Origin of the sequence: Microbacterium meiriae (genome assembly GCF_040702565.1) — a bacterium.
Lineage (GTDB): Bacteria > Actinomycetota > Actinomycetes > Actinomycetales > Microbacteriaceae > Microbacterium > Microbacterium meiriae.
The window spans coordinates 302126-327184 of the sequence record NZ_JBFBLJ010000001.1; the positions used below are offsets into that span (position 1 = coordinate 302126).

Below are 25059 nucleotides of genomic sequence, written 5' to 3' on the forward strand. Positions count from 1 at the left end.
CGTGAACATGCCGCCCGCCGTTTTCGTGGGGCGGGTGGTCAGCCGCGCGCGAACACCGTGCGGCCGTCGACGATCGTGCGCTCGACCTGGAGGGCGGCGAACGGGCGCCCCGGGGTGCACGGATCCTCGTCGAGCACCGTGATGTCCGCGACCCTGCCGAGTTCGAGGGTTCCCTTCCAGGTCGCGGCACCGTCCTGGATCGCGGCGTCCGCCGTCATGGTGCGCAGCAGCCGGCGCCGAGTCGCGGCGTCGTCCGCCCGACCGTCGGCGGCGAGGAGGGCGAGGGAGGCGTCGAGGCTGGGGCGCCAGTCCGGCGTGGCGATCGGCGCGTCGCTGGTCAGCGTGGTCAGCGCCCCCGAGGAGAGCATCTCGGCCAGCGGCCAGGCGGCGGCGACGCGGGCTTCTCCGAGCTGCACGGCCGCCCAGGAGTGCGTGTGCGCGGCGATGAGGGGCTGCACGGCGAACCCGACGCCGAGACGCTCCGCGCGGCGGATCTGCGCCGGCGTCGCGAGGTCGCCGTGCACGACGTGGTGGGGTGCCGGCGGCGGGGGAGTCTCGCCGGCGCGTTCCAGTGCGGTGAGGAACTCTTCGATCGAGCGATCGCCGGTGGCGTGCACGGCGATCTGGAGTCCGCGACCGGCGGCCAGGGCGATCATCTGCTGGAAGGCGCTGAGCGGATCGGCGTCGCCGCGGGTGAGCAGGTGCCCGGTCGTCCCGTCGGGGTACGGGTCGGACGTCCATGCGGTGGCCATCGGCGGGATGCCGTCTGCGAAGATCTTCACGCCGGGGATCGCGAGCCAGCGCGGGTCGGTCGTCGGCGGCGGCACCGGGAGACCGGCGGCGAAGTCCTCCAGGGAGCTCTCCCCGTCGATCGTCCCGAACAGGCGCAGCAGCGTGACGCGCGAGGTCTGGGCTCCCTCGCGGTGCAGCTCCACATAGGACTCGAGCATGTCGGTGCCGAAGCAGCCGGTCTCCCCGTCGTCCTCCCCGGGGCCGATACCCGGCTCCGTGTAGCTCGTGATGCCGAGTTCCGCGAGCAGAACCCAGGCGCGGCGCAGGGCGCTGCGTCGCTCACCGGCTGTGGTCACGAGACGGTCGGTCGGCTGCTCCTCGGGTGGGGTGTCGGAGAAGAAGAGGTGCGGCCAGCGTGCGCCCAGCCACGCGGCGTGGAGGTGCGCGTCGTTGAGGCCGGGGATCGCGGTGCGGCCGTCGAGCTGCACGATCTCGCGGGCTCGGAGGGCTTCGGCCGCGGCATCGGTGGCGACGATCATACCGTCGCGGACGGCGATCGCGGTGGCGACGGAATCGGTGGCGTCGACGGTGTGGATGCGGCCACCGCGGAGGAGGAGGTCGGCGTCGTCGCCGAGGAGTGCGCTGCTCATTATTCCACCAGTGTAGACGTAAAACCCGCGCACTCGGGATGTCCCGCGCCGACCGATTCGGCGCGCGGTTCCGCGGCTTGTACCCTGGAGTCATCCCCCGAACACCCCGGCAACCTCGCGCGCGCCGGCGACCTCGGCGCGCGCTCACACATGCAAGGACGCAGATGAACGATTCCGCGGCACACCGCGACGAATGGACGGCGAGCGAAGAGCTGGCGGAGCGGATGATCCCGCTCATCGGGGCTCTCAAGCGCGAGCGCGACGTGGTCACCTCGCTGCACGGCCACCGCCTGCTCGGCCTCTCGGCCACCGGCCTCGTCGAGGTGCACGAGCGCGTGGCCCAGCTCGGCCACGAGCGCCTCGAGGTCGAGGACAGCCTGGCGGTGCTCGAAGGCATCCACGCTCTCGCCCCCGGCGCCTCGTCGATCGACGTGGCCCGCCTCGTGGAGGGGCACGCGGAGAGCGGCCGCCCGCTCGAGGAGTACCTGGCCGAGACCCTGGCCCCGGCCGTCGGCGCGGTCCCGGCGCCGCCGACCGACGTGGTGCTCTACGGCTTCGGGCGCATCGGCCGGCTGCTGGCCCGCATCCTCATCGCGCACACCGGCGGCGGGAGCGGACTCCGGCTCCGCGCCATCGTCGTGCGCCGCGGCTCCGAGAACGACCTCGTCAAGCGCGCGTCGCTGCTGCTGCGGGACTCGGTGCACGGCCGCTTCGCGGGCTCGGTCACGGTGGATGAAGAGGCCGAGCAGATCATCGCGAACGGCACGCGCATCCAGGTCATCTACTCCGACGACCCGGCGGCGGTCGACTACACCGCCTACGGCATCGATGACGCGATCGTCGTCGACAACACGGGCCGCTGGCGCGACGAGGCCGGACTCTCCCAGCACCTCCGTGCGAAGGGCGTCGCCCGCGTGCTGCTGACCGCCCCCGGTAAGGGCCCGCTGAAGAACATCGTGCAGGGCATCAATGACGACACGATCACCGAGGAAGACCGCATCGTCTCCGCGGCGTCGTGCACGACCAACGCCATCACCCCGGTGCTCGCCGCGATCGACGAGGCCTACGGCGTCGTGAAGGGCCACGTCGAGACCGTGCACTCGTTCACGAACGACCAGAACCTCATCGACAACTTCCACAAGGGCGACCGCCGCGGCCGCTCCGCCGTGCTGAACATGGTGATCACCGAGACCGGGGCGGCGAAGGCCGTGGCCAAGGCCCTCCCGCAGCTGGAGGGCAAGCTCACGGGCAGTGCGATCCGCGTCCCCACGCCGGACGTCTCGCTCGCGGTGCTGCACCTCACGCTGGAGCGCCCCGCCACCAAGGACCAGGTCAACGACTACCTGCGCCGGGTGTCGCTGCACTCGAAGCTCCGGCAGCAGATCGACTACGTGGAGAGCCCCGAGGTGGTCTCGACGGACTTCGTCGGCTCGCACCGCGCCGGCATCGTCGACGGTCTGGCCACGATCGCCGACGAGGACACCCTCATCCTCTACGTCTGGTACGACAACGAGTTCGGATACTCCTGCCAGGTCATCCGGGTGCTGGAGACCATGGCGGGCTCGCATCCCGTCGTCCTCCCCACCCGCCGCGAAGTCACCCTCTGACCTCTCCCGTCGACCCACCCCCTTCCGCTCGACCCGGCCCCCTGCGTCCGCACGCACGGGGCCGGGGCACGCGAAAGGGGGTGGGTCGCGGCATGATGAGGGGCATGAAGACCTCACAGTGGCGGGAGGAGCGGCTGCGGTGGCAGGGGCTGACCGCGCCGGAGGCGGACGTGGCGGGGGCAGCGGGACGGCTGCTCGCGGTGCAGAGCCAGGATCTCACCGCCGGACGGTGGGCGCTGGCTGTGCGGACGAAGGGCGACGTACGCCTCCGCGACGTCGATGCCGCGTTCGACCGCGGGGACCTCGTCCGGGCCTGGACCATGCGGGGGACGCTCCACACGATCCCCGCGCGCGATCTCGGGTGGGTGCTGGAGGTCACGGCCGCACGACAGCAGCAGCAGGCGGCCTCCCGACAGCGGCAGCTCGGCATCGACGACGCCATGATCGACGCGGTCGTCCGGGAGCTCACGCCGCGGCTCCGTGACGGCGGCCTCACCCGGAGCGAGATCTTCGCGGTGCTCGAGGGCATCGGCATCGACCCCTCGGGGCAGCGCGGCATCCACCTGCTGTTCGCGATGACGGTCTCCGGCGTGCTCGTGCAGGGGCCGGTCGTGCCGCGGGAGGGCATCACGCGGGAGCAGCGGTTCGTGCTCGCAGCGGACCACATCCGCGACCACGCCCGCCCGGACGACCCGCTGGCCGAGCTGTTCGTCCGCTACGTCGAAGGACACGGGCCCGCCGGGGTCGCGGACTTCGCGTGGTGGTCGGGCCTGACGCTCGGGCGGTCCCGGGAGGCGGCGGAGCGCGCGGCGACCCGGGTGACCGAGGTCGAGGAGGGGGTCTTCGTCGGGAGTACCACGCCTCGACGTGCGGCGGGCCGGCCGTCCGTCTTCGCCCTCGGTGCCTTCGACGAGTTCTACATCTCCTATGCCGACCGCACCGTCGTGTGCGCTCCGGAACACCTCGCCGCCGTGGGACCGGGGAAGAACGGGATGGTCCGGGCGACCGTGGTGGAGCACGGCCGCGTGATCGGCTGCTGGACCCACGCCGCCGCCGCCCACACCACTCCTCCCACTCTCTTCGAGCCCCCCGAAGACCCCGCCGCCGTCACCGCCGCACTCGCCCGCTTCGCGGCCTTCATCGCCTGAGCCCCTCGTCGACCCACCCCTTTCCGTGCCTCCCGGCCCCCTACGCCCGCGCGTAGCGGGCCGGGGCGCACGCAAGGGGGTGGGTCGGCGGGTCACTCACTGGCGTGGCGGCCGAGGAAGTTGTAGACCTCGTTGTCGTCCACGCCGGGGAACATGCCGCGGGGGAGCGGCGAGAACATGTGGGTGTGCACGCGGGCGCTCGGCCACGCCCGTCCCTTCCAGCGCTCCGTGAGCTCGGCCGACGGGCGGCGGCAGCACGCCTCGTCGGGGCAGGTCGACACCGCCCTGTCGTTCGTCTCGCGTCCCCGCCACCACCGGGCGTCGTCGAACGGCACGCCGACCGTGACGGAGAACTCGCCCTCGCTCGACGACCCGGTCTGCGTGGAGCACCAGAACGTGCCGGACGGGGTGTCCGTGTACTGGTGGTGCTCGACGGTGCGGTTCTGCTCCGTGAAGGCGGAGCGGGCCTGGAACTTCCGGCACACGCGCTGCCCCTCCACCGCTCCCGTCACGTCCATCGGCAGGGGCAGGTCGTCGTTCTCGTAGACGCGCGTGATGGCTCCGGTCGAGTCGACGCGCAGGAAGTGCAGCGACATGCCGAGGTGCTGCGTGAGCAGGTTCGTCATGCGCATGCCGGCCGCTTCGTGCGTCACGCCGAACCCGTCGCGGAAGTCCTCCACCGCGAGGTTGCGGTCCTTCTTCGCCTGCTGCAGGAAGGCCACCGCGGCGGTCTCCGGCATCAGGCAGCACGCGGCGAAGTAGTTGATCTCCAACCGCTGCTGCAGGAAGTCGGCGTAGTCCGTCGGCGGCGTGTGCCCGAGCAGTCGATGCGCCATGGCCTGCAGTGCCATCGACCGCAGGCCGTGTCCACCGGGGATCGAGGCGGGGGGCAGGTAGATGCGGCCGTTCTCGAGATCGGTGACCGAGCGCGTCGAGTGCGGCAGATCGTTGACGTAGATGAGCTCGAAGCCGAGCTTCTCGGCCATGATGCTCACGGTGCGGTGGGTCAGGGCACCCTGCGAATGGCCCGCCGCCTTGAGCTGCTTCTCCGCGAGCTTCTCGATGTCGGGGAGGTAGTTGCTCTGCGCGCGCATCCGCAGGCGCAGCTCCGTGTTGGCGCGACGGGCCTCCTCCGGTGTCGCGATGGCCTCGCGCTCGCGGCGCTGCAGCTCGCGGTGCAGCCCGAGGATGGACTCGATGGTCTCGTCGCTCATGCCCTTCGTGACGCGGACCGGGGAGACCCCGAGCTGACGGAACACCGGGCTCTCCTGGGCCCGCTCCAGCTCGATCTCCAGGGCCGCGCGCCGGTTCGGCGGCTCGCCGGAGATGAGGTCGGTCACCTCGGTGCCGGTGGCCTGCGCGATCGCCTGGAGGAGGGAGAGCTTGGGCTCGCGCTTGCCGTTCTCGATGAGGCTGAGCTGGGAGCCGGCGACGCCGACGAGGGCGCCGAGCTCGTCGAGCGTGTACCCCTTCTCCAGGCGGCGGTGCCGGATGCGGTGGCCGAGGGTCGTGAGGTGGATGCCGGAGGACGCCATTGTTTGAGTCTAGCGAAAGAACCGTGATTCTTATCGTTCGATTTGGCCGAAAGTCCGCGTCAAGGGCGAAGAAGATGGAAGCAACGCCCCACACTTCGAAGGAGCAGTCATGGCCATGGCCGAAGTCCTCACCCCTCGCACGTCCCCTGTCACCCCGACGCGCACGTTCGGCACCGCCCCCTCCTACGACACCCCCGCAATGGCCGAGCTCGCCGCCTGGGTGGAAGAGATCCGCGTGCTCACGCAGCCGGACGCCGTGCACTGGGTGGACGGCTCGCGCGCCGAGAACGACTGGCTGCTGCGCGGACTCGTCGACGAGGGCAAGCTCATCAAGCTGAACCCCGAGTGGCGCCCCGGCTCGTACCTGGCGCGCTCGCACCCCAGCGACGTCGCCCGCACCGAAGCCCGCACCTTCATCGCCTCGGAGCGCGAGGACGACGCCGGGCCCACCAACAACTGGGGCGACCCGGAAGAGATGCACGCGAAGATGGACGAGATCTTCGAGGGCTCGATGCGCGGCCGCACGATGTACGTCGTGCCGTTCTCGATGGGTCGCGTCGGCGGCCCCCTGTCGCACATCGGCGTGCAGATCACCGACAGCGCCTACGCCGTCGCGTCGATCGGCATCATGACCCGCGTGGGCGACGAGGTCACCCGCCAGATCGCCGAGGGCGCGCCGTGGGTCAAGACGGTGCACTCCGTCGGTGCTCCGCTGGAGGCCGGCGAACCGGACGTCGAGTGGCCCTGCAACGACGACAAGTACATCGTGCACTTCCCGGAGACGCTCGAGGTCTACTCGTACGGCTCGGGCTACGGTGGCAACGCCATCCTGGCGAAGAAGTGCTTCGCGCTGCGCATCGCCTCCGTGATCGCGCGTGATGAGGGCTGGCTCGCCGAGCACATGCTCCTCATCCGCGTGATCGACCCGCAGGGCACGGCGTACCATGTGGCTGCCGCGTTCCCATCGGCCTGCGGCAAGACCAACCTCGCGATGCTCCGCCCGACGATCCCGGGCTGGAAGGTCGAGACCCTCGGCGACGACATCGCCTGGATCCGCCCCGGCGAGGACGGACGCCTCTGGGCGATCAACCCCGAGGCCGGCTTCTTCGGCGTCGCGCCCGGCACGGGTGAGTCGACCAACGTCACCGCGGTCGAGACGCTCTGGGGCAACACCATCTTCACGAACGTGGCGCTCCGCCCGGACGGCGACGTGTGGTGGGAGGGCCTGACCGACGAGGCGCCCGCGAACCTCATCGACTGGGAGGGCAACGACTGGACGCCCGACTCCGGTCGTCCCGCGGCGCACCCCAACTCGCGCTTCACCGTGTCGGCGGCTCAGTGCCCGCAGATCTCCGAGGACTGGGAGGAGGCTGTGCCGCTCGACATCATCCTCTTCGGCGGACGCCGCGCGAGCAACGTGCCGCTCGTGGTCGAGGCCACCGACTGGACGCACGGCGTCTTCCTCGGCTCGAACATCTCCTCCGAGCGCACGGCGGCGGCCGAGGGCACGGTCGGCGAGCTGCGCCGCGACCCCTTCGCGATGCTGCCGTTCTGCGGCTACAACATGGCCGACTACTTCGGTCACTGGCTCAAGGTCGGCCGGGGCCTGCGCTTCGACCGCGCGCCGCGCATCTTCCAGGTGAACTGGTTCCGTCGCGGAGCGGACGGCCGGTTCCTCTGGCCCGGGTTCGGCGACAACTCCCGCGTCGTCGACTGGATCATCCGCCGCGTGGCCGGTGACGTGCCGGCGGTGGACAGCCCGATCGGACGCCTGCCGCGCGTGGAGGACCTCAACCTCGACGGGCTCGACATCCCCGCGGAAGACCTCGACGAGCTCTTCTCCGTCGACCCCGAGGCGTGGAAGGCCGAGGCCGACCTCACGGAGGAGTTCTACGACACCTTCGGCGACCGGGTGCCCGCGGCCCTCCGCACGGAGCTCGCGTCGCTGCGCTACCGCCTCGCGAAGGCGTAGCCCCCAGACCGGTGCCGGTTCGGGGGAGCCGGCACCCTCGGCCTCAGGCCGAGCCCTACCCGCGAAGGCGGGGCATCAGAGACGAACCCATGGCTGAGTGGTCTCCGACGCCCCGCCTTCGTGTGCCCACTCCCGCCGAGACCCCGGTTTCGCGTCGAGACCCCGCCCCGCATACGTGCGGAAGGCGGGGTCTCGGCAGAAAGCCGGGGTCTCGGCGGTGTACAGGGAGGGTCAGGCGAGGAGCTGGTGGCGGGCGAGGTCGCGGTAGAGCGGGGTCGACTCCACGAGCTCGGCGTGGGTGCCCTGTCCCACGACCACGCCGTCCTGCAGCACCACGATGAGGTCGCTGTCGACGACGGTGGACAGACGATGGGCGATCACGACGAGCGTGCGGTCTGTGGCGACCGCATCGATGGCCTCGCGCATGCGCTGCTCGTTCACGCCGTCGAGCGAGGAGGTCGACTCGTCCAGCAGCAGGATCGGGGCGTCGGTGAGGAGCGCCCGGGCGATCGCGAGCCGCTGCCGCTCGCCGCCGGAGAGCATCACGCCGTCCTCGCCGACGGGAGCGTCGACGCCGAGCGGGTTCCGTTCCAGCACGTCGCCGAGGTTCACGGCGCGGAGCACGCGCTCGCAGTCCGCGTCCGTGGCGTCGGGGGAGGCGAGCCGCAGGTTCTCGGCGAGGGTGCCGGCCAGCGTCGGAGCGTCCTGCTCGACGTAGCCGAAGTGGGCGCGGAGCTCGTCCCGCGGATAGGTGCGGGTGTCGTGCCCCTTCAACCGGATGGATCCGCCCGTCGGGTCGTAGAAGCGCTCGATGAGGGAGAGGATCGTGCTCTTCCCCGCTCCGCTCGGACCGACCAGCGCCACGCGTGCCCCACGAGGGACCGCGAACGACACCCCGCGGAGCACCTCGTGGTCCTGGGGGTCGGGTGCGGCCTCGGCCTGCTCCAGGTGCGCATCGGCGAGCAGGGTCTGCGCCTCCCTCGCGGCGGCACGGCGGGCGGCGACGACGTTCTCCGGGTAGCGGAAGCGCACGTCGCGGAACTCCAGAGCGGGGGCGTCCGGAGCCGGTTCCTCGTCACGGGGCAGGGCCGCGGCGGTGGCCGCGTCGTCCCGGGTCTCGGTGGGCAGGTCGAGCACCTCCTGGATGCGGCCGAGCGCGCCGAGGGCCTGGTTGACGGAGGTGATCGCGCCGAACGTCGAGGCGAGCGGCATCACCAGCAGGAAGAGGAACATCACGAACGAGATGAGGGCCGCGATCGAGATGGCTCCGGCCGCGACGCGGAAGCCGCCCACGCCGAGCACGACGAGGAGGGAGAGCTGGAGGGCGATGCCGGCGACCGGCACCACGAGCGAGGAGATCTTCGCGATCCGCACGCCGATGCCGTACGCCTCGGAGGCCCGCTCCGTCACCGCCGCGGTCTCGCGTTCGGTCGCACCGGAGGCGCGGATGGTGCGGATGGAGCCGACGGCCCGCTCCACGCCCGAGGCCAGCTCGCCGACCTTCTCCTGCTGGGCCGTGGACGCCGTCCGGATCCGGCCGCTGAGGGCGACGACGACCACGACGGAGACGCCGATGACCAGGACGATGAGCAGGAGCAGAACGGGGTCGATGAGCAGCATCGCGATGAGCGCGCCCGCGAAGAGCACGACGTTGCCGACGGCGTCGGCGAGCCCCTGCGTGAGGACGGCGTAGAGGAGCGTGGTGTCGGTGCCGACGCGGGAGACGAGATCGCCGGTGCGCCGTGCGTCGAACTCGGACGTCGGCAGGTGCAGGATGCGGGCGATGAGCTTGCGGCGGCTCGAGTAGACGACCGCGGTGCCGGTGCGCTGCAGCAGATAGTGCTGGAACCCGGAGATGATCGACGACACGATCACGAAACCGACGAGCAGCCACACGAGGACGCCGATCGTGCCGTCGGCTTGCACGGCCTCGATGACCTGTCCTACGAGGAGGGGCTGCACGAGCGAGGTCGCGGCGCCGAACACGCTGAGGACGGCGACGACGACGAGCGTGCGCTTGTGCTCGAAGAGGAAGGGGAGGAGCTGGCGGAAGGTGGCGCGCGGCCCGTCGGCCGGTGCGCCCCGTCCGCGTCGGCGTGCTGTCGCCGTGCGGGACATGGGGGACCTCGATCTGGAGATGGTACTTCGACCGTACTCGGGGCGCGGTCATTTCCTATGGGGTGGCTGTATGGGCTCAGGTGCGACCGAAACGGCGATGTGCCGCCTGCTTGGTGACACCGAGCGCACTCGCGATCGCCTGCCACGAGTAGCCGCTCGTGCGAGCGCGACGGACCTGGGCCTCTTCGGCGCGCGCGAGTTCCTTGCGCAGCGCCGCCAGGCGGTGGAGCTCGGCGAGGGGTTCGCCGCCCTCGGCCGCGGCGATGGTGGTGGGGTGAGACATGGAGACCTCCTTCGCGTCAATGTTCGTTGACGCTTGGGCCGGTGTCAAGAAGTGTTGACGTGCGCGTTGTCCACAGGGGCGCCCTTGTCCGCATGTGTGGCGCATGCGATGCTGACAGGATGGCTCGCATGCTGCAAGTGAGGAACCTGCCCGATGACGTGCATGCCCGGCTCAAGGAGCGTGCCGCGGCGGAGCGCATGAGCCTGTCGGACTACGTAGCGCGCGAGTTGGAAGACCTCGTCCGCTACCGCAGCAATGCCGAGATCCTCGAGGCGTCGCGAGCACGAGCGCGCGCGGCCGGCGTCTCTCTGACGCGCGAGAGCATCCTCGCCGCCCGTGATCGTGAACGGGACGAGCGGGAGTGAGCGGGACGTCCGAGGCGGTCGTGCTCGATGCCTCGGCGGCGATCGAGGCACTGCTCGGCGAGGAGGTCTGGACGCACGGCGAGGGGTTCCATGCGCACGCGGGCCTCGACATCGAGGTCCTCTCCGTGCTCCGACGCCTCACGATGCGGAATTCGGTGCCGGCGCATGCTGCTCGTGAGGCCCTCGAGGCGTTCGCGGCGCTGCAGATCACCCGCCATCCGCTGCGTCGGCTCATCCCGCGGATCTGGTCGCTGCGCGAGGACGTCTCCGCGTACGACGCCGGTTATGTCGCGCTCGCGGAGGCCCTCGACGTCCCACTGCTCACGGCCGATCGCCGGCTGGCGAAGACGGCGACCCGGTACTGCGATGTCGTGGTGCTGTGAGCGTCTGACCAGGAAGACGAGAACGGCTGCACCCCCGAGGGAGTGCAGCCGTTCCGCTCGGTCGGTTCTAGAGCTCGACGGCGGAGGCGAGACCGAGGTCGTCCTCGTAGTCGTGGTCCTTCGTCTCGGGAGTGAAGATGAGCGCGATGAAGGTCAGCACCGCCATCGACGACAGGTACAGTCCCACGAGCCAGGGCTCGCCGCCGACCGCCGCCCACAGGGCCACCGCGATGAACGGCGCCACGGCCGCACCGAGGATCGACGACACGTTGTACGCGATCGCCGAACCGGAGTAACGCACGTTCGTCGGGAACAGCTCCGGCAGGAGCGCCCCCATCGGCCCGAACGTCGTGCCCATGAGCATGAAGCCGAACACGAGGAAAGCCTGGGTGAGGGCCCCGGTGAACTTCGGGTCGGCCTGCGGCAGCAGGAAGAGGTTGAACGACAGACCGAAGACGACGATGAGTCCGGTGACCCACAGCAGCAGCTTGCGGCGCCCGATGGCGTCGGCGATCGGTCCGGACAGCAATGTGAAGATGCCGAAGAACACGACGCCGATGATCTGCATGAGTACGAAGTCGGTGTAGCCGAAGCCGAGGCCCGGGTAGAACTGCGCCGCGAACACACTCGGGTCGAAGTCCTTGCCGGTCGCCTCGGCCGCAGCGCGGGCGGCGGCCGACGCGGTCTCGAGGTCGGCGGCCTTCGTGCCGTAGGTGAGCGTGAAGTTCGTCATCAGGTAGAACAGCACGTACGTCGCCAGCATGATGAACGTGCCGAGGATGAGCTGCTTCCAGTGGTGCCGGAACACGGTCGCGAGCGGGAGCTTGCGGATCGCGCCGGTCTTCTCCGCCTTCTTGAACGTGTCCGACTCGACGAGGCGGAGCCGCACCCACAGACCGATGATGACCATGACGGCGGAGAACAGGAACGGCACGCGCCAGCCCCAGGAGAGGAAGGCCTCCGACTTCAGCGCCGAGTCCTCCGGGTGCGGGAGGGCGAAGTTGATAGCGAGGAAGATGCCGTTCGCGATGATGAAGCCGAGCGGTGCGCCGAGCTGCGGGAACGAGCCGTACCAGGCGCGCTTGCCCTTCGGGGCGTTCTCGGTGGCCACGAGCGCCGCGCCCGACCACTCGCCGCCCAGCGCGAAGCCCTGGGCGAGACGGAGGATCAGCAGGAGCAGCGGGGCGACCCAGCCGATCTGCTGGAACGTGGGCAGGAGGCCGATCACGAACGTCGCGATGCCCATGGTGAGGAGCGAGGCGACGAGGGTCGCCTTGCGCCCGAACTTGTCGCCGAAGTGCCCGAAGACGACGGCGCCGATCGGGCGGGCGACCATGGCCGCGCCGAAGACGGCGAACGACGACAGCAGCGACGCGGTGTCGTTCGTGCTCGGGAAGAAGAGTGTGGGGAAGACGAGCACGGCTGCCGTCGCATAGACGTAGAAGTCGTAGAACTCGATGGTGGTGCCGACGAGGCTCGCGGTGATGACGCGCGAGCGGGGGTTCGCGGGGGTGGTGGCGGTGCTCAAGGGGTCTCCGATCCTCCGCCGGTATACCGACGGACTCGGGCGAGTCTACGCCTTCCTGGGAGTTCCCTGGACGTTGATGACGGACCGGGTCGAGGGCGTCGGTGCCCGCGCGTAGAGTCGGGGGAGACCGGCCGGAGGGGGATCATGACGACACGGATGCTGCTCCTCGCCGATACGCACGTCCCGAAGCGGGCGAAGCGGCTGCCGGACGCGGTGCTGCAGGCCATCGACGAGGCCGACGTCGTCGTGCACGCGGGGGACTGGGTCGATCTCCCCACCGTCGAGCTGCTCCAGTCCCGCGCGCGCGTGCTCCACGGTGTGCACGGCAACAACGACGGCCCCGAGATCCGCCGGGTGCTGCCGGAGATCGCGCGGTTCACCGTGGAGGACACCGCCGTCGCCGTCATCCACGAGACGGGCGCCGCGACCGGGCGGGAGAAGCGGATGGATCTCGCCTTCCCCGATGTCGACGTGCTGATCTTCGGACACTCGCACATCCCCTGGGACACCGTCACGCCGAACGGTCTGCGGCTGCTCAACCCGGGCTCTCCGACCGACCGGCGTCGACAGCCCGTGCACACGATGATGCGCGTCGTGGTCGACGGGCGCGATGTCGAGGCGACCCTCGTGCCGCTCCCATGACGGACGATGGCCCCGGCGAACCGCTCGCCTACCGCGCACCGATGCGCTCTCGCGACGATGCCGTCGCGCCGGGAGTCGCGGTCGAGCGTGCGCTCGCCGAGGGCGTCTGCGGCATGGGTGGGCGGCTCGACAGCACGCCCGGCTCTCTGACTGCGGCGCTCGCCGCCGTCGACGCCCGCCATGGAGAGCGGGCCGCGCGGCGGCTGGAGCGCTTCGCGGCGCTTCCGACGGGAACCCTCGTCTGGACCAGGGACGTCGACGGACTCTTCTGGCTCGGGCGGCTGACGGGACCGTGGCGCTACGACGACGATCCGGCCGCGGTGGCGGCAGACCTCGTGCACGTGCGCGCCTGCACCTGGTCGTCGAGCCCGGTGGCGGCTTCCGACGTCCCGCCGGGCGTCACCGCCACGTTCGCCCGCGGGGGACGCAACGGCCAGCGCATCCGTACGGATGGGGCCGGGGAGCAGTCATCCGCGCTCTGGGAGCGCAGCCGGCGCTGATCCGCGCGTCAGCGCCAGATCGCGGCGATGGCGGCGTTCACGGCCGTGAGGATGCCCACGAGCCAGAAGATCGCGGGCGGCACGACCTGGTCGCGCTTCTGGCGCGCCGTGCCGATGCCGAGCAGGGCGCCGATCACGAGGAGGATGACGAGCTTCGTGCCGATCTTGGCGTAGTTCATCTCGACGCCCTCCGGGAGGCCCCACGGGGCGGAGAGGGCGAGGCCGGCGACCGCGGCGATCGTCATGCCGATGGTCATCAGACGCGTGAACACCCGCTTGCCGCCGAACGCCTGCGCCGCCCAGGCCCCGAAGAGCAGGGCGAAGCCGATGAGGTGGACGAAGAGCACGATGTGGCGCAGGGTCTCCATGCCCTCACCGTACGAGAGCGCGGCATTCCGCGCCACCAAGGCACGCCTGACCTCGCGCCCGCGATCGGGCGCGAGGCGGAGGGAATCAGCCGCGGAGCTCGCGGATCACGAGGGCGGTGCGCAGCGCCGCGTCCGCGGCCTCCGCGCCCTTGTCCTCCTTCGAGCCCTCCAGGCCTGCGCGGTCCAGTCCCTGCTTCTCGTCGTCGAGCGTGAGCAGCCCGAACCCGACCGGCTTGCCGGCATCGAGGGAGACACGGGTGAGGCCGTCGGTCGCCGCGGCCGAGACGTACTCGAAGTGCGGCGTGCCGCCGCGGATGATGACCCCGAGGGCGACCACCGCGTCCGCACCGCCCGCGAAGGCGGCCTGCGCGGCCACGGCGAGCTCGAACGAGCCGGGCACCCGCACCAGGCGATGCGTCGCTCCGGCCTCGTCGAGCACCCGCTGGGCGCCGGCGATCAGGCCGTTCGAGATCACCTCGTGCCAGGTGCCGGCGATCACGACGACCTCCAGCCCTCGCCCGTCGATGTTCCCCGTCTTGGGTGCTCCGGCGCCGCTCATTCCTCGTCCTTTCCTGCCGCGAGGGCCTCGGCGAGCTCTGCTTCGCCGATGATGTGGCCCATGCGGTCGCGCTTGGTCTCCAGGTACTGGTGGTTGTTCGGACCCACGCCCACGATCAGCGGCACCTGCTCGACGACGTCGAGGCCGAGCTCACGCAGCTTGTTCACCTTGTCGGTGTTGTTGGTGAGCAAACGGACCTTCGAGACCCCCAGATCGGTGAGGATCCCGGCCGCTGCCGCGTAGTCGCGGGCGTCCGCCGGGAGGCCCAGTGCCAGGTTCGCATCGACGGTGTCCAGGCCGTCCTCCTGCAGGCTGTAGGCGCGCAGCTTGTTGATGAGACCGATGCCCCGGCCCTCGTGTCCCCGCATGTAGATGACGATGCCGCCTTCGCGGTCGATGGCGTCCAGCGCGGCATCCAGCTGCGGGCCGCACTCGCACTTCTGGGACCCGAACGCCTCGCCGGTCAGGCACTCCGAGTGCACGCGCACGAGGGCGGTCTCGGTCGGCTCGCCCGATACGACCGCGATGTGGTCGGTGCCGGTGACGCGGTCCTTGTAGGCCAGGAAGCGGAACGTGCCGTGGTCGGTGGGCACGGTGGCGTCAGCACGGAGGCTCACCCGGCGACCGCGCTGGGCGGCCGGGGTCGCCCCCTCCGGGTCGATCTCGTTGAGGTGTGCGATGAGCTGCTCGATCGTGATGACCGGCACGCCGTCGCGGGCGCCGAGTTCGAGGAGCCCGGGAAGCCGCATCATGCTGCCGTCCTCGGCGACGACCTCCGCGATCGCGCCGACGGGCCGGAGGCCGGCGAGCTTCATGAGCTCGACCGCGGCCTCGGTGTGACCGCTGCGCTCGCGCACGCCGCCGTCCACGGCCCGGAGCGGGAGCACATGGCCGGGGCGGATGATGCTCGTCGCCGTCGAGTCGGGGTTCGCCAGCACGTTGAGGGTGCGGGCGCGGTCGCTGGCGCTGATCCCGGTCGTCACCCCTTCCGCGGCGTCGACGCTGACGGTGTATGCGGTGGAGCGCGCGTCTTCGCTGGCCGCGACCATCGGCGGGAGGTTGAGGCTGTCCGCGAGGTCGGTGGGCATCGGCGCGCAGATGAACCCGGAGGACCAGCGCACGGTCCAGGCGACCCACTCGGGTGTGGCGAGTTCGGCGGAGAGGACGACGTCGCCCTCGTTCTCCCGATTCTCGTCGTCGGCCACGAGCACGGGGCGTCCTGCGCGCAGCGCCTCCAGGGCTTCGGGGATGGTTGCCAGGCTCATCGCGAGCCCCCTTCCGGTGCGGCGCGGAATGCGAGCAGTCGCTCGACGTGCCGCGCGAGGATGTCGGTCTCGAGGTTCACGCGGTCGCCGACCGCGCGGGTGCCGAGGGTGGTCGCCGCCAGGGTCTCCGGGATGAGCGACACCTCGAACCAGTGCCCGCCCCCGGTGCCCGAGCCCTCCTGGGTCCCTGAGCCCTCCCGGGTTCCTGAGCCCTCCTGGGTCCCTGAGCCTGTCGAAGGGGTCGGAGGGCTCACTGCGCTCACCGTCAGCGACGTGCCGTCGACGGAGATGGAGCCCTTGTCGACGACGAGCGGCGCGAGGTCGTCGGGAAGGCTGATGCGCAGGACGCTCCACTGCGCGCCGGGGCGCACCTCGAGCACGGTGCCGGTGCCGTCGACGTGGCCCTGCACGATGTGCCCGCCGAGCCGCGCCCCCACGGGCATCGCCTTCTCGATGTTGACCCTGGTGCCGACGGTCGCCGCGCCGAGGGCCGCGACGTCGAGCGTCTGCTTCATGACGTCGGCGTCGAAGGTCTCGGCGGTGGAGCCGACGACGGTCAGGCAGACGCCGGAGACCGCGATCGACTCGCCGTGCACGGCGTCGGCAGCGGCCATCGGGGCGCGCACCGTGAGGCGCCAGCCCTCGCCCGACTCCGCGATGGCGGTGATCTCGCCGATCTCCTCGATGATTCCGGTGAACATCAGAGGGTTCCCTCCTTCTCCGGGCCGGTGCGGTCCGGGTCGTCCGCAGGATGCGCGATCGCGAGCAGGTCTGCACCCAACGGCAGCCACTCGTCCACGACGAGGCGATGTGCCTGGTCGATCGAGCGGACACCGATGTCGGTCACGGCCAGGCGGCTCCCGCCGAGCAGGACGGGGGCGACGTATGCGAGCACGCGGTCCGCGAGCCCGGCGGAGAGGAACGCGCTGGCGAGCGTCGGGCCGCCCTCCACGAACAGCGTCTGGATGCCGCGCGCGTGCAGCTCGGCGAGGACCGCCGACAGGTCGTGCGTGTCGAAGAACAGCGGCGTGTGCGGATGACGATGCACCGCCGCATCCGCAGGGGTGGCGCTGGTGCCGATCACGACCGGGACGGGCTGGTGCGGCAGGAGGTCGTCGCCGGCGCGGGCGGTGAGCGCGGGGTCGTCGGCGAGCACGGTGCCGGTACCCACCGCGATCGCGTCGGCCTGGGCGCGTCGCCGGTGCACGTCGGCGCGGGCCTCCGGGCCGGTGATCCACTGACTGGAACCGTCGTCCGCCGCAGCCCTGCCGTCGAGGCTCTGCGCCCACTTGACGGTCACGTGCGGACGGCCGAGGCGCGACGCGGTGAGCCAGTCGCCGATCACGGCGCGGGCCTCGGTGGCGCGCTCGCCGGACTCCACGCTCACGCCCGCGGCGCGCAGCCGCTCCGCGCCGCCGCCGGAGACCTCACCGGGGTCGTCGAGCGCGTAGACGACCCGCGTCACGCCGGCCTCGATGAGCGCGAGCGCGCAGGGGCCGGTGCGACCGGTGTGATTGCAGGGTTCCAGCGTCACGATCGCCGTCGCGCCCCGTGCAGCGCCCGGCGCGAGCTTCGAGAGGGCGTCGACCTCGGCGTGCGGGGTGCCGGAGCCCCGATGCCAGCCCTCGGCCAGCACCTCGCCGTCGGGGGAGAGGATCACGGCGCCCACCTGCGGGTTGACCCCGCGCGGGCCGCGGGTCGCGAGGGCGAGCGCACGATCCATCGCACGGCGCTCTGTCGCGGTCACTGCCATCCGTCGTCGTCCTCTCTGCGGCTCGGGGTCGCTGCAGGCTGGCGGAACGGACGCACGCGCGTGCGCCTCGTGCTGCCTCCCTTCCGGACTAGCGAGGTGTCCCTCGCATCACCGTCGGTTCCGGAATTCCACCGGATCGGCATCCCGATCACTCGGAACGCTCGCGGACTGTCACCGCCGGTTCGGATTCCCACCGACCCCGGAGCACGTTGCTGCTCTGAGTGTACTCAACGCGTCTGCGCCCGTTTCATTCCGTGGCAGGGGCCGTGCCCGGCCCTCACTTGAGCAGGCGGGACAGCCGCCGGTCGGCGAGGATCTTGCCGCCGGTCTGACAGGTGGGGCAGTACTCCAGCGAGCGGTCGGCGAAGAAGACGCTGCGCACCTCGTCGCCGCAGACCGGACACGCCTCGCCCCGGCGGGCGTGCACCCGCATGCCGCGGCGCTTGGCGTCCTTGAGGTCGGCCGGAGGTTTGCCCGCGGCAGCAGCGACGGCCTCGGCGAGGGTCTCCTGCATCGCCGCGAACAGCCGGTCGATCTCGGCGTCGTCCAGCGTGCCGGCGATGGCATACGGCGACATGCGGGCTGCATGCAGGATCTCGTCGGAGTAGGCGTTGCCGATACCCGCGATGACGCCCTGGTCGCGGAGCAGCCCCTTGATCTGCATCCGGCGGTCGTCGAGCAGCGCGGCGAAGGCGTCGCGGGTGAAGGACGGGTCGAGCGGATCGGGGCCGAGGCGGGCGATACCCGGCACCTCGGCGGGGTCGCGGACGACGTACACGGCGAGCGACTTCTTCGTCCCGGCCTCGGTCAGGTCGAAGCCGCTGCCGTCGTCGAGGGCGATCCGCAGCGCGATGGGCGACTTGCCCGGCTTGAGGAGCGTGGTGGGCAGGGTGTCGTACCAGCGCAGCCATCCCGCCTTCGCCAGGTGGAAGACGAGGTGCAGCTCGGGCCCGCAGGACAGCACGACGAACTTGCCGCGGCGCTCCGCCCCGGTGATCGACGCGCCTTCCAGCGCCGAGATCGGCGGGTCGTAGGTCTTCAGCGCGGCGATCGCGGCCACGGAGGCACGGGTGATCGTGCGTCCGGTGGTGCGCTCGCTGAGGAACGCGACGAGTCCTTCGACCTCCGGCATCTCAGGCATGCAGCCATCCTGTCACCGGGGTCCGACGCTGTCACGCGTGGCGTGCGCTCAGAGCACCGGCCACTCCACCGGCGTCCGGTCGTCGTCGCGCAGCAGCCCCGCGAGCCAGCCGTCGTCCCGACCGCGCTGGCTGGTGAGGCCCTGACGCATGGTGCCCTCGAAGCGGAAGCCGAGGGCGCGGGCGGCGCGGGCGGAGGGGACGTTGCCCACGACGGCCTGCCAGCGGATTCGGGCGAGGCCGAACTCCGCGAAACCCCAGTCGAGCACCGCGCGCGCGGCCTCGACGAGGTAGCCGCGGCCGCGTGCGTCGGCGACGACCCAGTAGCCGAGCTCGGCATGACCGCCGGCCGGATGCTCCCCGATGTGGTGGAGGCCGACCATGCCCACGAGGACGTCGTCGGCGTAGACACCCCAGACGGTCTGCGAGCCGTCCTCCCACCACTGCTCCACGAGGGCGACGAAGTCCTCCGCGTCCTGGCGGAAGTAGGGGGAGGGCACCGTCGTCCACCGCCCGATCTCGGGGTCCTGGCAGGCCTCGGTGATCGCGTCGACGTCGGCCTCCGTCGGAGCGTGGAGGACGAGTCGTGCGGTGGTGAGGGTGACCGGAGGCATCCCTCCAGCCTAAGACGCCCGACCCGGCCCCTTCGGTCCGCCCCGGCCCCTTCCGCGCGTCCGTAACGGGGTGGGAGGCACGGAAAGGGGTGGGACAGGGAGAGTCGACCGCAGTGTCCGTGGGCGCGATTAGGCTTGTCCGGTGACTGTTCCGGGGATTCTGCGCGCCTTGGAAGAGGCGTCTCTGTATCGTGACGCTCTCGCCTGGGCGCACACCGACGCCGACCTCGGCCTGGTCGACGGGCTCGACGCGCCCGTTCTCGCCGGTCTGCTCGCCAAGCGTGCGGCGGCCGGCCACCCGGCGGCGCTGCTGGCCGTGGTGCCCACGGGGCGCCGCGCGGAATCGGTCGCGCAGGCCCTGGAGACCTACGTCCCGGATGCCGAGGTGCTCACCTTCCCGGCCTGGGAGACGCTGCCGCACGAGCGCCTCAGCCCCAGCCCGGACACGGTCGGCCTGCGACTGCAGACCCTGCGCCGCGTCGCCGAATGGAGAGGCGAGCGCCCTCTCGTGGTCGTCGCCTCCGTGCGCGCCGCGCTCCAGCCCATCGCCGGGAACCTCGGCGACATCGTGCCGCTGGAGCTGACGGTGGGCAGCCGCGGCAACGAGCTCGACCACGTCGCCGAACAGCTCGTGGAACGGGCCTACTCCCGCGTCGACATGGTGTCGCGACGGGGCGAGTTCGCCGTCCGCGGCGGCATCCTCGACGTCTTCCCTCCCACGTCCGAACACCCGTACCGCGTGGAGTTCTTCGGCGACGAGATCGATCAGATCCGCGCGTTCTCCGTGGCGGACCAGCGCTCGCTGCCCGGCGACGTGCCAGGCGTCGACCTCCCGCCCAGCCGCGAGCTCCTGCTCACCGCCGAGGTGCGGGAGCGGGCCAGGGCGCTCATCGGGGGCTTCCCCGCCATCAGCGGCATGCTCGAGAAGATGGCCGAGGGTATCCCGGTCGAGGGCATGGAGTCGCTGCTGCCCGCGGTCGCCGGCCCCCTCAAGTCGCTCGTCGAGTACCTGCCCGACGGCACGGTGACCGCCGTCATCGACCCGGAGCGCTCGACCGCCCGCGCCCTCACCCTCGGCGAGACGAACCGCGAGTTCCTCGACGCCGCCTGGAGCGCGGCGACCTCGGGAGCCTCGGCCCCCATCGACCTCGGCGCCGGCGACTTCCTCACCATCGCCGATCTGCGCGAGGTCGTCCGCGACCGCGGCGGCGTGTGGTGGCGCCTGAGCCCTTTCGGGATCGGCGACGCGACCGCGGAGAGCGTCGAGGCGGCCACCGTCATCCCCTCCTTCCACGGCAACGTCGACGGCGCGATCGCCTTCGTGGAGGCGAAGGTCGCCGACGGCTGGCGGGTGGTCGTCCTCGCGACCGGTCACGGCCTCGTCGACCGCGCCCGCGACGTGCTCTCCGACCGCGGCATCGCGGCCCGGGTCGTCGAGACCATCGCGGACGCACCGGACCCGGGGGTCGCGACCCTCACGGTGGGCGGGGTCGAGGCCGGCTTCCAGGTGCCCGAGGCGAAGCTCGCCGTCCTCACCGACAACGAGTTCTACGGCCGCACGATCGGCGGCGACCAGCGCGTCGTCAAGAAGCTCGCGTCCCGTCGGAAGAACGTCGTCGACCCGCTGCAGCTCAAGCAGGGCGACTTCGTGGTGCACGCCACGCACGGCATCGGCCGGTTCGTCGAGATGACCCAGCGCGAGGTCTCCACCGGCGGCCGCAACGCCGCGAAGTCGATCCGCGACTACCTCGTGCTGGAGTACGCGCCGTCCAAGCGCGGCTACCCCGGCGACAAGCTGTACGTGCCCACCGACCAGCTCGACCTCCTGTCGAAGTACGTCGGCGGCGAGGCCCCGACGCTGTCGAAGATGGGCGGCAGCGACTGGGCGCAGGCCAAGGGCAAGGCGCGCAAGGCGGTCCGCGACATCGCCGTCGAGCTCGTCAAGCTCTACTCCGCCAGGATGAGCGCCAAGGGGTACGCCTTCGGCCCTGACACCCCCTGGCAGCGCGAGCTGGAGGAGGCGTTCCCGTTCGCGGAGACCCACGACCAGCTGCAGACCATCGACGAGATCAAGGCCGACATGGAGCGGCCGATCCCGATGGACCGGCTGCTCTCGGGCGACGTCGGCTTCGGCAAGACCGAGGTCGCGGTCCGGGCGGCGTTCAAGGCCATCCAGGACGGCAAGCAGGTGGCCATGCTCGTCCCGACGACCCTGCTCGTGAAGCAGCACCTCGAGACGTTCACGGAGCGCTTCGCCGGGTTCCCGGTCAAGGTGCGGCCGCTGTCGCGGTTCCAGACCGACAAGGAGGCGCGGCTCACCCTGCAGGGCCTGCTCGACGGCTCCGTGGACATGGTGATCGGCACGCACCGCATCCTCACGGACCAGGTGCTGTTCAAGGACCTCGGCCTCATGATCATCGACGAGGAGCAGCGGTTCGGCGTCGAGCATAAGGACGCGCTGAAGAAGATGAAGACCAACGTCGACATCCTCGCCATGAGCGCCACCCCGATCCCGCGCACCCTGGAGATGGCGGTCACCGGCATCCGCGAGATGTCGACCCTCGCCACGCCGCCGGAGGATCGGCACCCGATCCTCTCGTTCGTCGGCCCCCGCAGCGACAAGCAGATCGCCGCCGCCATCCGCCGCGAGATCCTTCGCGAAGGCCAGGTCTTCTTCGTGCACAACCGCGTGCAGTCGATCCAGCGCGTCGCCGCGGAGCTCGCCGAGCTGGTCCCCGAGGCGCGGATCGCCGTCGCGCACGGCCAGATGGGCGAGCACGCGCTGGAGCAGGTCGTCGACGACTTCTGGGAGCGCAAGTTCGACGTCCTGGTGTCGACCACGATCATCGAGACCGGCCTCGACATCTCCAACGCGAACACGATCATCATCGACCGCGCCGACAAGTACGGTCTGAGCCAGCTCCACCAGCTCCGCGGACGCGTGGGTCGCGGACGGGAGCGCGCCTACGCGTACTTCCTCTACGACGACATGAAGCCGCTGAGCGAGACCGCGGCCGACCGGCTGCAGACCATCGCGGTCAACAACGACCTCGGCTCCGGTATGCAGGTCGCCCTCAAGGACCTCGAGCTGCGCGGTGCGGGCAACCTCCTCGGCGCCGAGCAGGCCGGACACATCGCGGGGGTCGGCTTCGACCTCTACCTGCGCATGATCGGCGAGGCCGTCGCGACCTTCCGGGGCGAGGAGGTCGAGACCGGGCAGGAGCTCCGACTCGAGCTGCCGCTCGACGCCCGCATCCCGGAGGACTACATCGACAGCGAACGCCTCCGGCTCGAGGCGTACCAGAAGCTCTCCGCCGCCTCGGCCGCGACCGCGAAGGACGACGCCATCGACCTCGTGGTGGAGGAGCTCGTCGACCGGTACGGCACGCCGCCGGACGAGGTCACCGGACTCGTGTCGATCGCGCGACTGCGGCGCCGGGCGGCCAGGGCCGGGCTCACCGATGTCGTGGCCATGGGCTCGAACCTGCGCCTCGCGCCCGCCCGCCTCGAGGACTCGATCAAGGTCCGGCTGCAGCGGCTCTATCCGAAGGCGAAGCTCGTCTCCGGCGGGGAGGCTCTCGTCGTGCCGATGCCCACGGTGCCCGCCGCGGTCGGCGTGGGCGTGGAGCCGCTGCCCGACGCGGAGCTGCTCGCCTGGGTCGACCAGCTGTTCACCGCCATCTTCCCCGAGCCCGCCAAGCCCGAGTGACCCGGCCGGCGGTCGCGGCCGCCTCCGCCGTGCACGACTGCGGAGCCCGCGGACGACACGCCGTCGCCGGCGGCTCGGGTCCGGCGTGTCGGTGGTGATCTCCGAAGTCGTGCACGCCGCAGACGCCGGGGGCTAGTCTGGCCGCATGTTGTACGAGCACCTCGGGGCTCGCCCCCGCATCCACGACACCGCCGTCGTCGCTCCCACCGCCGTCATCTCCGGCGACGTGGAGCTCGGGCCCGGCTGCCAGGTGCTGCACGGCGCCGTCATCACCGCGGAGGGCGGCCCCATCACCCTCGGGGCGCACGTCATCGTCATGGAGAACGCGCTGATCAGGGCGACCGCGGCCAACGCCGTCCACATCGGGGCGCACACCCTCGTCGGCACGCTGGCGAGCATCGCGGGGGCCACCGTGGGCGAGGAGGTGTTCTTCGCGTCCGGGGCCCGGGTCTTCAACGGGGCGCTCGTCGGGGACCGCTGCGAGGTGCGGGTCAACGCCATCGTGCATCGCCGGGCCGTGCTGCCGTCGGGGACGGTGGTGCCGATCGGCTGGGTCGCGGTGGGGGATCCCGTGCAGCTGCTCTCGCCCGACAGGGACGCGGAGATCGCGGCGGCACAGCCCGAGCTCGACTTCCCCGGACACGTCTTCGGCGTCGACCGGGACACTCCCGACCTCATGGTCCAGCTCACGGAGCGCTACGGCAGCTCCCTCGCGCGGCACGCCGACGACCGCCAGGTCTGACCGCACACCCTTCGAATCGTCCGATTGGTCGCATTCCGGCCGGATTCACGACCAATCAGGCGATTCGAACCGGGTCAGATGACGCCCTGGGCGAGCATCGCCGCAGCGACGCGCTCGAAGCCGGCGATGTTGGCGCCGGCCACGTAGTCGCCGGGGACTCCGTGACGCTCGGCGGCCTCGAAGGCGGCACGGTGGATGTCGCCCATGATCTCGCGGAGCTTGTTCTCACTGTCGCCGAAGCTCCAGCGCTGCCGCGAGGCGTTCTGGCTCATCTCCAGCGCGGAGGTCGCGACACCGCCCGCGTTCGCTGCCTTGCCCGGGGCGAACAGCACGCCCGCCTTCTGGAAGGCCTCGACCGCCTCGGGGACGCACGGCATGTTGGCGCCCTCGGACACGGCACGCACGCCGTTCGCGATGAGGGCCTCCGCGTCGGCGAGGCTGACCTCGTTCTGCGTGGCGGAGGGCACCGCGATGTCCACGGGCACCTCCCACACGCTGCCGCTCTCCACGAAGCGGGCGCTGGGGCGGCGGTTGGCGTACTCGACGATGCGGGCGCGCTCGACCTCCTTGAGCTGACGCAGCAGGTCGAGATCGATGCCCGCGTCGTCGACGACGTAGCCGGAGGAGTCGGACGCCGTGACCGCGGTCGCGCCGAGCTGGGCGGCCTTCTGGATCGCGTAGATCGCCACGTTGCCGGAGCCCGAGATGCCGACCCGCTTGCCGTCGAGGGAGTCGCCGTGCACGCCGAGCATCTCCTGCGCGAAGAACACCGCGCCGTAGCCCGTGGCCTCCGTCCGCACCTCGGCGCCGCCCCAGCCGGTGCCCTTGCCCGTGAACATGCCGGACTCGTGGCGGTTGGTGACCTTGCGGTACTGGCCGAAGAGGTAGCCGATCTCGCGGCCGCCGACGCCGATGTCACCCGCGGGGACGTCGGTGTGCTCGCCGAGGTGCCGGTAGAGCTCGTTCATGAAGGACTGGCAGAACCGCATGACCTCGGCGTCGGACTTCCCGTGCGGGTCGAAGTCGGAGCCGCCCTTGCCGCCGCCGATGCCCTGACCGGTGAGCGCGTTCTTGAAGATCTGCTCGAAGCCGAGGAACTTGATGATCGAGAGGTTGACCGACGGGTGGAACCGCAGGCCGCCCTTGTACGGGCCGAGCACGGAGGAGAACTGGATGCGGTACCCGCGGTTGACCTGCAGCTTTCCGGCATCGTCGACCCACGGCACGCGGAACATGATCTGCCGCTCCGGCTCGACCAGGCGCTCCAGGATCCCGCCGTCCACGTATTCCGGGTGGCGCTCCAGCACCGGGGCGATGGAGTGCAGCACCTCGTGGACGGCCTGGTGGAACTCCGGCTCGTGCGGGCTGCGTGCCAGCACCGTGTCGAAGACGGGCTGCACGGAGTCGGCGAGCGGGTGGAAGTCGGTGGGGGTGGTGACGGTCACGC

General features: G+C 71.1%; 22 protein-coding genes and 1 riboswitch. Of the genes, 9 read left to right on the forward strand and 13 right to left on the reverse strand.

Annotated features, from left to right (window positions below; all coding sequences use genetic code 11):
- Positions 1-38 precede the first annotated feature (38 nt).
- On the reverse strand, positions 39-1382 hold the full coding sequence (locus AB0310_RS01440) for an amidohydrolase family protein (protein ID WP_366236433.1): 1344 nt from the start codon (positions 1380-1382) through the stop codon (positions 39-41).
- A 164-nt stretch (positions 1383-1546) separates the two neighbouring features.
- On the opposite strand from AB0310_RS01440, the gene AB0310_RS01445 reads away from it, so the two are divergent.
- Positions 1547-2989 carry a glyceraldehyde-3-phosphate dehydrogenase gene (locus tag AB0310_RS01445; RefSeq protein ID WP_259952092.1) on the forward strand — a complete coding sequence of 481 codons (1443 nt, stop codon included), beginning with the start codon at positions 1547-1549 and terminating at the stop codon, positions 2987-2989.
- A 104-nt stretch (positions 2990-3093) separates the two neighbouring features.
- Positions 3094-4137, forward strand: a complete 1044-nt coding sequence (locus AB0310_RS01450; protein ID WP_366236434.1) for a winged helix DNA-binding domain-containing protein — start codon at positions 3094-3096, stop codon at positions 4135-4137.
- A gap of 92 nt (positions 4138-4229) precedes the next feature.
- Here the strand turns inward: AB0310_RS01450 and AB0310_RS01455 are convergent, their stop codons facing one another.
- Positions 4230-5672 carry an XRE family transcriptional regulator gene (locus AB0310_RS01455; RefSeq protein ID WP_259952096.1) on the reverse strand — a complete coding sequence of 481 codons (1443 nt, stop codon included), beginning with the start codon at positions 5670-5672 and terminating at the stop codon, positions 4230-4232.
- A gap of 109 nt (positions 5673-5781) precedes the next feature.
- Between AB0310_RS01455 and AB0310_RS01460 the strand changes: the two genes are divergently transcribed.
- A complete protein-coding gene (locus tag AB0310_RS01460; protein WP_366236435.1) occupies positions 5782-7644 on the forward strand; it encodes a phosphoenolpyruvate carboxykinase (GTP) in 1863 nt (620 codons plus the stop codon).
- A gap of 231 nt (positions 7645-7875) precedes the next feature.
- On the opposite strand, the gene AB0310_RS01465 is transcribed toward AB0310_RS01460, so the two are convergent.
- Entirely contained in the window at positions 7876-9762 is a 1887-nt protein-coding gene (locus tag AB0310_RS01465; RefSeq protein WP_259952100.1) for an ABC transporter ATP-binding protein, read from the reverse strand.
- 76 nt (positions 9763-9838) lie between these two features.
- On the reverse strand, positions 9839-10045 hold the full coding sequence (locus tag AB0310_RS01470) for an AsnC family protein (protein ID WP_187663555.1): 207 nt from the start codon (positions 10043-10045) through the stop codon (positions 9839-9841).
- Positions 10046-10164: 119 nt separating this feature from the next.
- On the opposite strand from AB0310_RS01470, the gene AB0310_RS01475 reads away from it, so the two are divergent.
- Both AB0310_RS01475 and AB0310_RS01480 read left to right on the forward strand, forming a co-directional pair.
- Entirely contained in the window at positions 10165-10410 is a 246-nt protein-coding gene (locus tag AB0310_RS01475; protein WP_259952102.1) for a FitA-like ribbon-helix-helix domain-containing protein, read from the forward strand.
- Entirely contained in the window at positions 10407-10793 is a 387-nt protein-coding gene (locus tag AB0310_RS01480; protein ID WP_259952103.1) for a type II toxin-antitoxin system VapC family toxin, read from the forward strand. The genes AB0310_RS01475 and AB0310_RS01480 overlap by 4 nt, the downstream gene beginning before the upstream one ends.
- 67 nt (positions 10794-10860) lie before the next feature.
- On the opposite strand, the gene AB0310_RS01485 is transcribed toward AB0310_RS01480, so the two are convergent.
- Positions 10861-12321, reverse strand: a complete 1461-nt coding sequence (locus AB0310_RS01485; protein ID WP_187663556.1) for an MFS transporter — start codon at positions 12319-12321, stop codon at positions 10861-10863.
- A 144-nt stretch (positions 12322-12465) separates the two neighbouring features.
- On the opposite strand from AB0310_RS01485, the gene AB0310_RS01490 reads away from it, so the two are divergent.
- Positions 12466-12963, forward strand: coding sequence for a metallophosphoesterase family protein (locus AB0310_RS01490; protein WP_259952106.1), 498 nt, complete (start codon positions 12466-12468; stop codon positions 12961-12963).
- On the forward strand, positions 12960-13463 hold the full coding sequence (locus tag AB0310_RS01495) for a GAF domain-containing protein (protein ID WP_280615272.1): 504 nt from the start codon (positions 12960-12962) through the stop codon (positions 13461-13463). The genes AB0310_RS01490 and AB0310_RS01495 overlap by 4 nt, the downstream gene beginning before the upstream one ends.
- An 8-nt stretch (positions 13464-13471) precedes the next feature.
- Here AB0310_RS01495 and AB0310_RS01500 read toward each other — a convergent pair whose 3' ends face one another.
- From AB0310_RS01500 to AB0310_RS01530, 7 genes are all read right to left on the reverse strand, one after another.
- Positions 13472-13831 (reverse strand): Fe-S protein, encoded by a 360-nt coding sequence (locus AB0310_RS01500; RefSeq protein WP_366236436.1) that lies wholly within the window; start codon positions 13829-13831, stop codon positions 13472-13474.
- A gap of 85 nt (positions 13832-13916) precedes the next feature.
- Positions 13917-14390: a 6,7-dimethyl-8-ribityllumazine synthase gene (ribH, locus tag AB0310_RS01505; RefSeq protein ID WP_025103903.1), complete on the reverse strand. Its 474-nt coding sequence runs from the start codon at positions 14388-14390 to the stop codon at positions 13917-13919.
- The gene (gene ribA, locus AB0310_RS01510) at positions 14387-15655 is read right to left on the reverse strand and encodes a GTP cyclohydrolase II (RefSeq protein ID WP_187663560.1); all 1269 of its coding nucleotides are present in this window, start codon (positions 15653-15655) and stop codon (positions 14387-14389) included. Before ribA ends, ribH begins: the two co-directional genes overlap by 4 nt.
- Complete coding sequence (locus tag AB0310_RS01515; protein WP_366236437.1) at positions 15652-16356, reverse strand: riboflavin synthase; 705 nt, start codon at positions 16354-16356, stop codon at positions 15652-15654. Before AB0310_RS01515 ends, ribA begins: the two co-directional genes overlap by 4 nt.
- The gene (gene ribD / locus AB0310_RS01520) at positions 16356-17408 is read right to left on the reverse strand and encodes a bifunctional diaminohydroxyphosphoribosylaminopyrimidine deaminase/5-amino-6-(5-phosphoribosylamino)uracil reductase RibD (RefSeq protein WP_366236438.1); all 1053 of its coding nucleotides are present in this window, start codon (positions 17406-17408) and stop codon (positions 16356-16358) included. The genes AB0310_RS01515 and ribD overlap by 1 nt, the downstream gene beginning before the upstream one ends.
- A gap of 66 nt (positions 17409-17474) precedes the next feature.
- Positions 17475-17619: riboswitch (FMN riboswitch) on the reverse strand.
- A gap of 66 nt (positions 17620-17685) precedes the next feature.
- Entirely contained in the window at positions 17686-18549 is an 864-nt protein-coding gene (locus AB0310_RS01525) for an Fpg/Nei family DNA glycosylase (protein ID WP_366236439.1), read from the reverse strand.
- Between the two features lie 48 nt (positions 18550-18597).
- Positions 18598-19161: a GNAT family N-acetyltransferase gene (locus tag AB0310_RS01530; protein WP_366236440.1), complete on the reverse strand. Its 564-nt coding sequence runs from the start codon at positions 19159-19161 to the stop codon at positions 18598-18600.
- Positions 19162-19303: 142 nt separating this feature from the next.
- Here AB0310_RS01530 and mfd point away from each other — a divergent pair, with 142 nt between their 5' ends.
- Together mfd and AB0310_RS01540 are read left to right on the forward strand one after the other, a co-directional pair.
- Positions 19304-22870: a transcription-repair coupling factor gene (mfd, locus tag AB0310_RS01535; RefSeq protein ID WP_366236441.1), complete on the forward strand. Its 3567-nt coding sequence runs from the start codon at positions 19304-19306 to the stop codon at positions 22868-22870.
- Between the two features lie 145 nt (positions 22871-23015).
- Entirely contained in the window at positions 23016-23612 is a 597-nt protein-coding gene (locus AB0310_RS01540; RefSeq protein ID WP_025103909.1) for a gamma carbonic anhydrase family protein, read from the forward strand.
- Positions 23613-23686: 74 nt separating this feature from the next.
- Here the strand turns inward: AB0310_RS01540 and gdhA are convergent, their stop codons facing one another.
- A complete protein-coding gene (gdhA, locus tag AB0310_RS01545; RefSeq protein ID WP_071328131.1) occupies positions 23687-25057 on the reverse strand; it encodes an NADP-specific glutamate dehydrogenase in 1371 nt (456 codons plus the stop codon).
- Positions 25058-25059 lie beyond the last annotated feature (2 nt).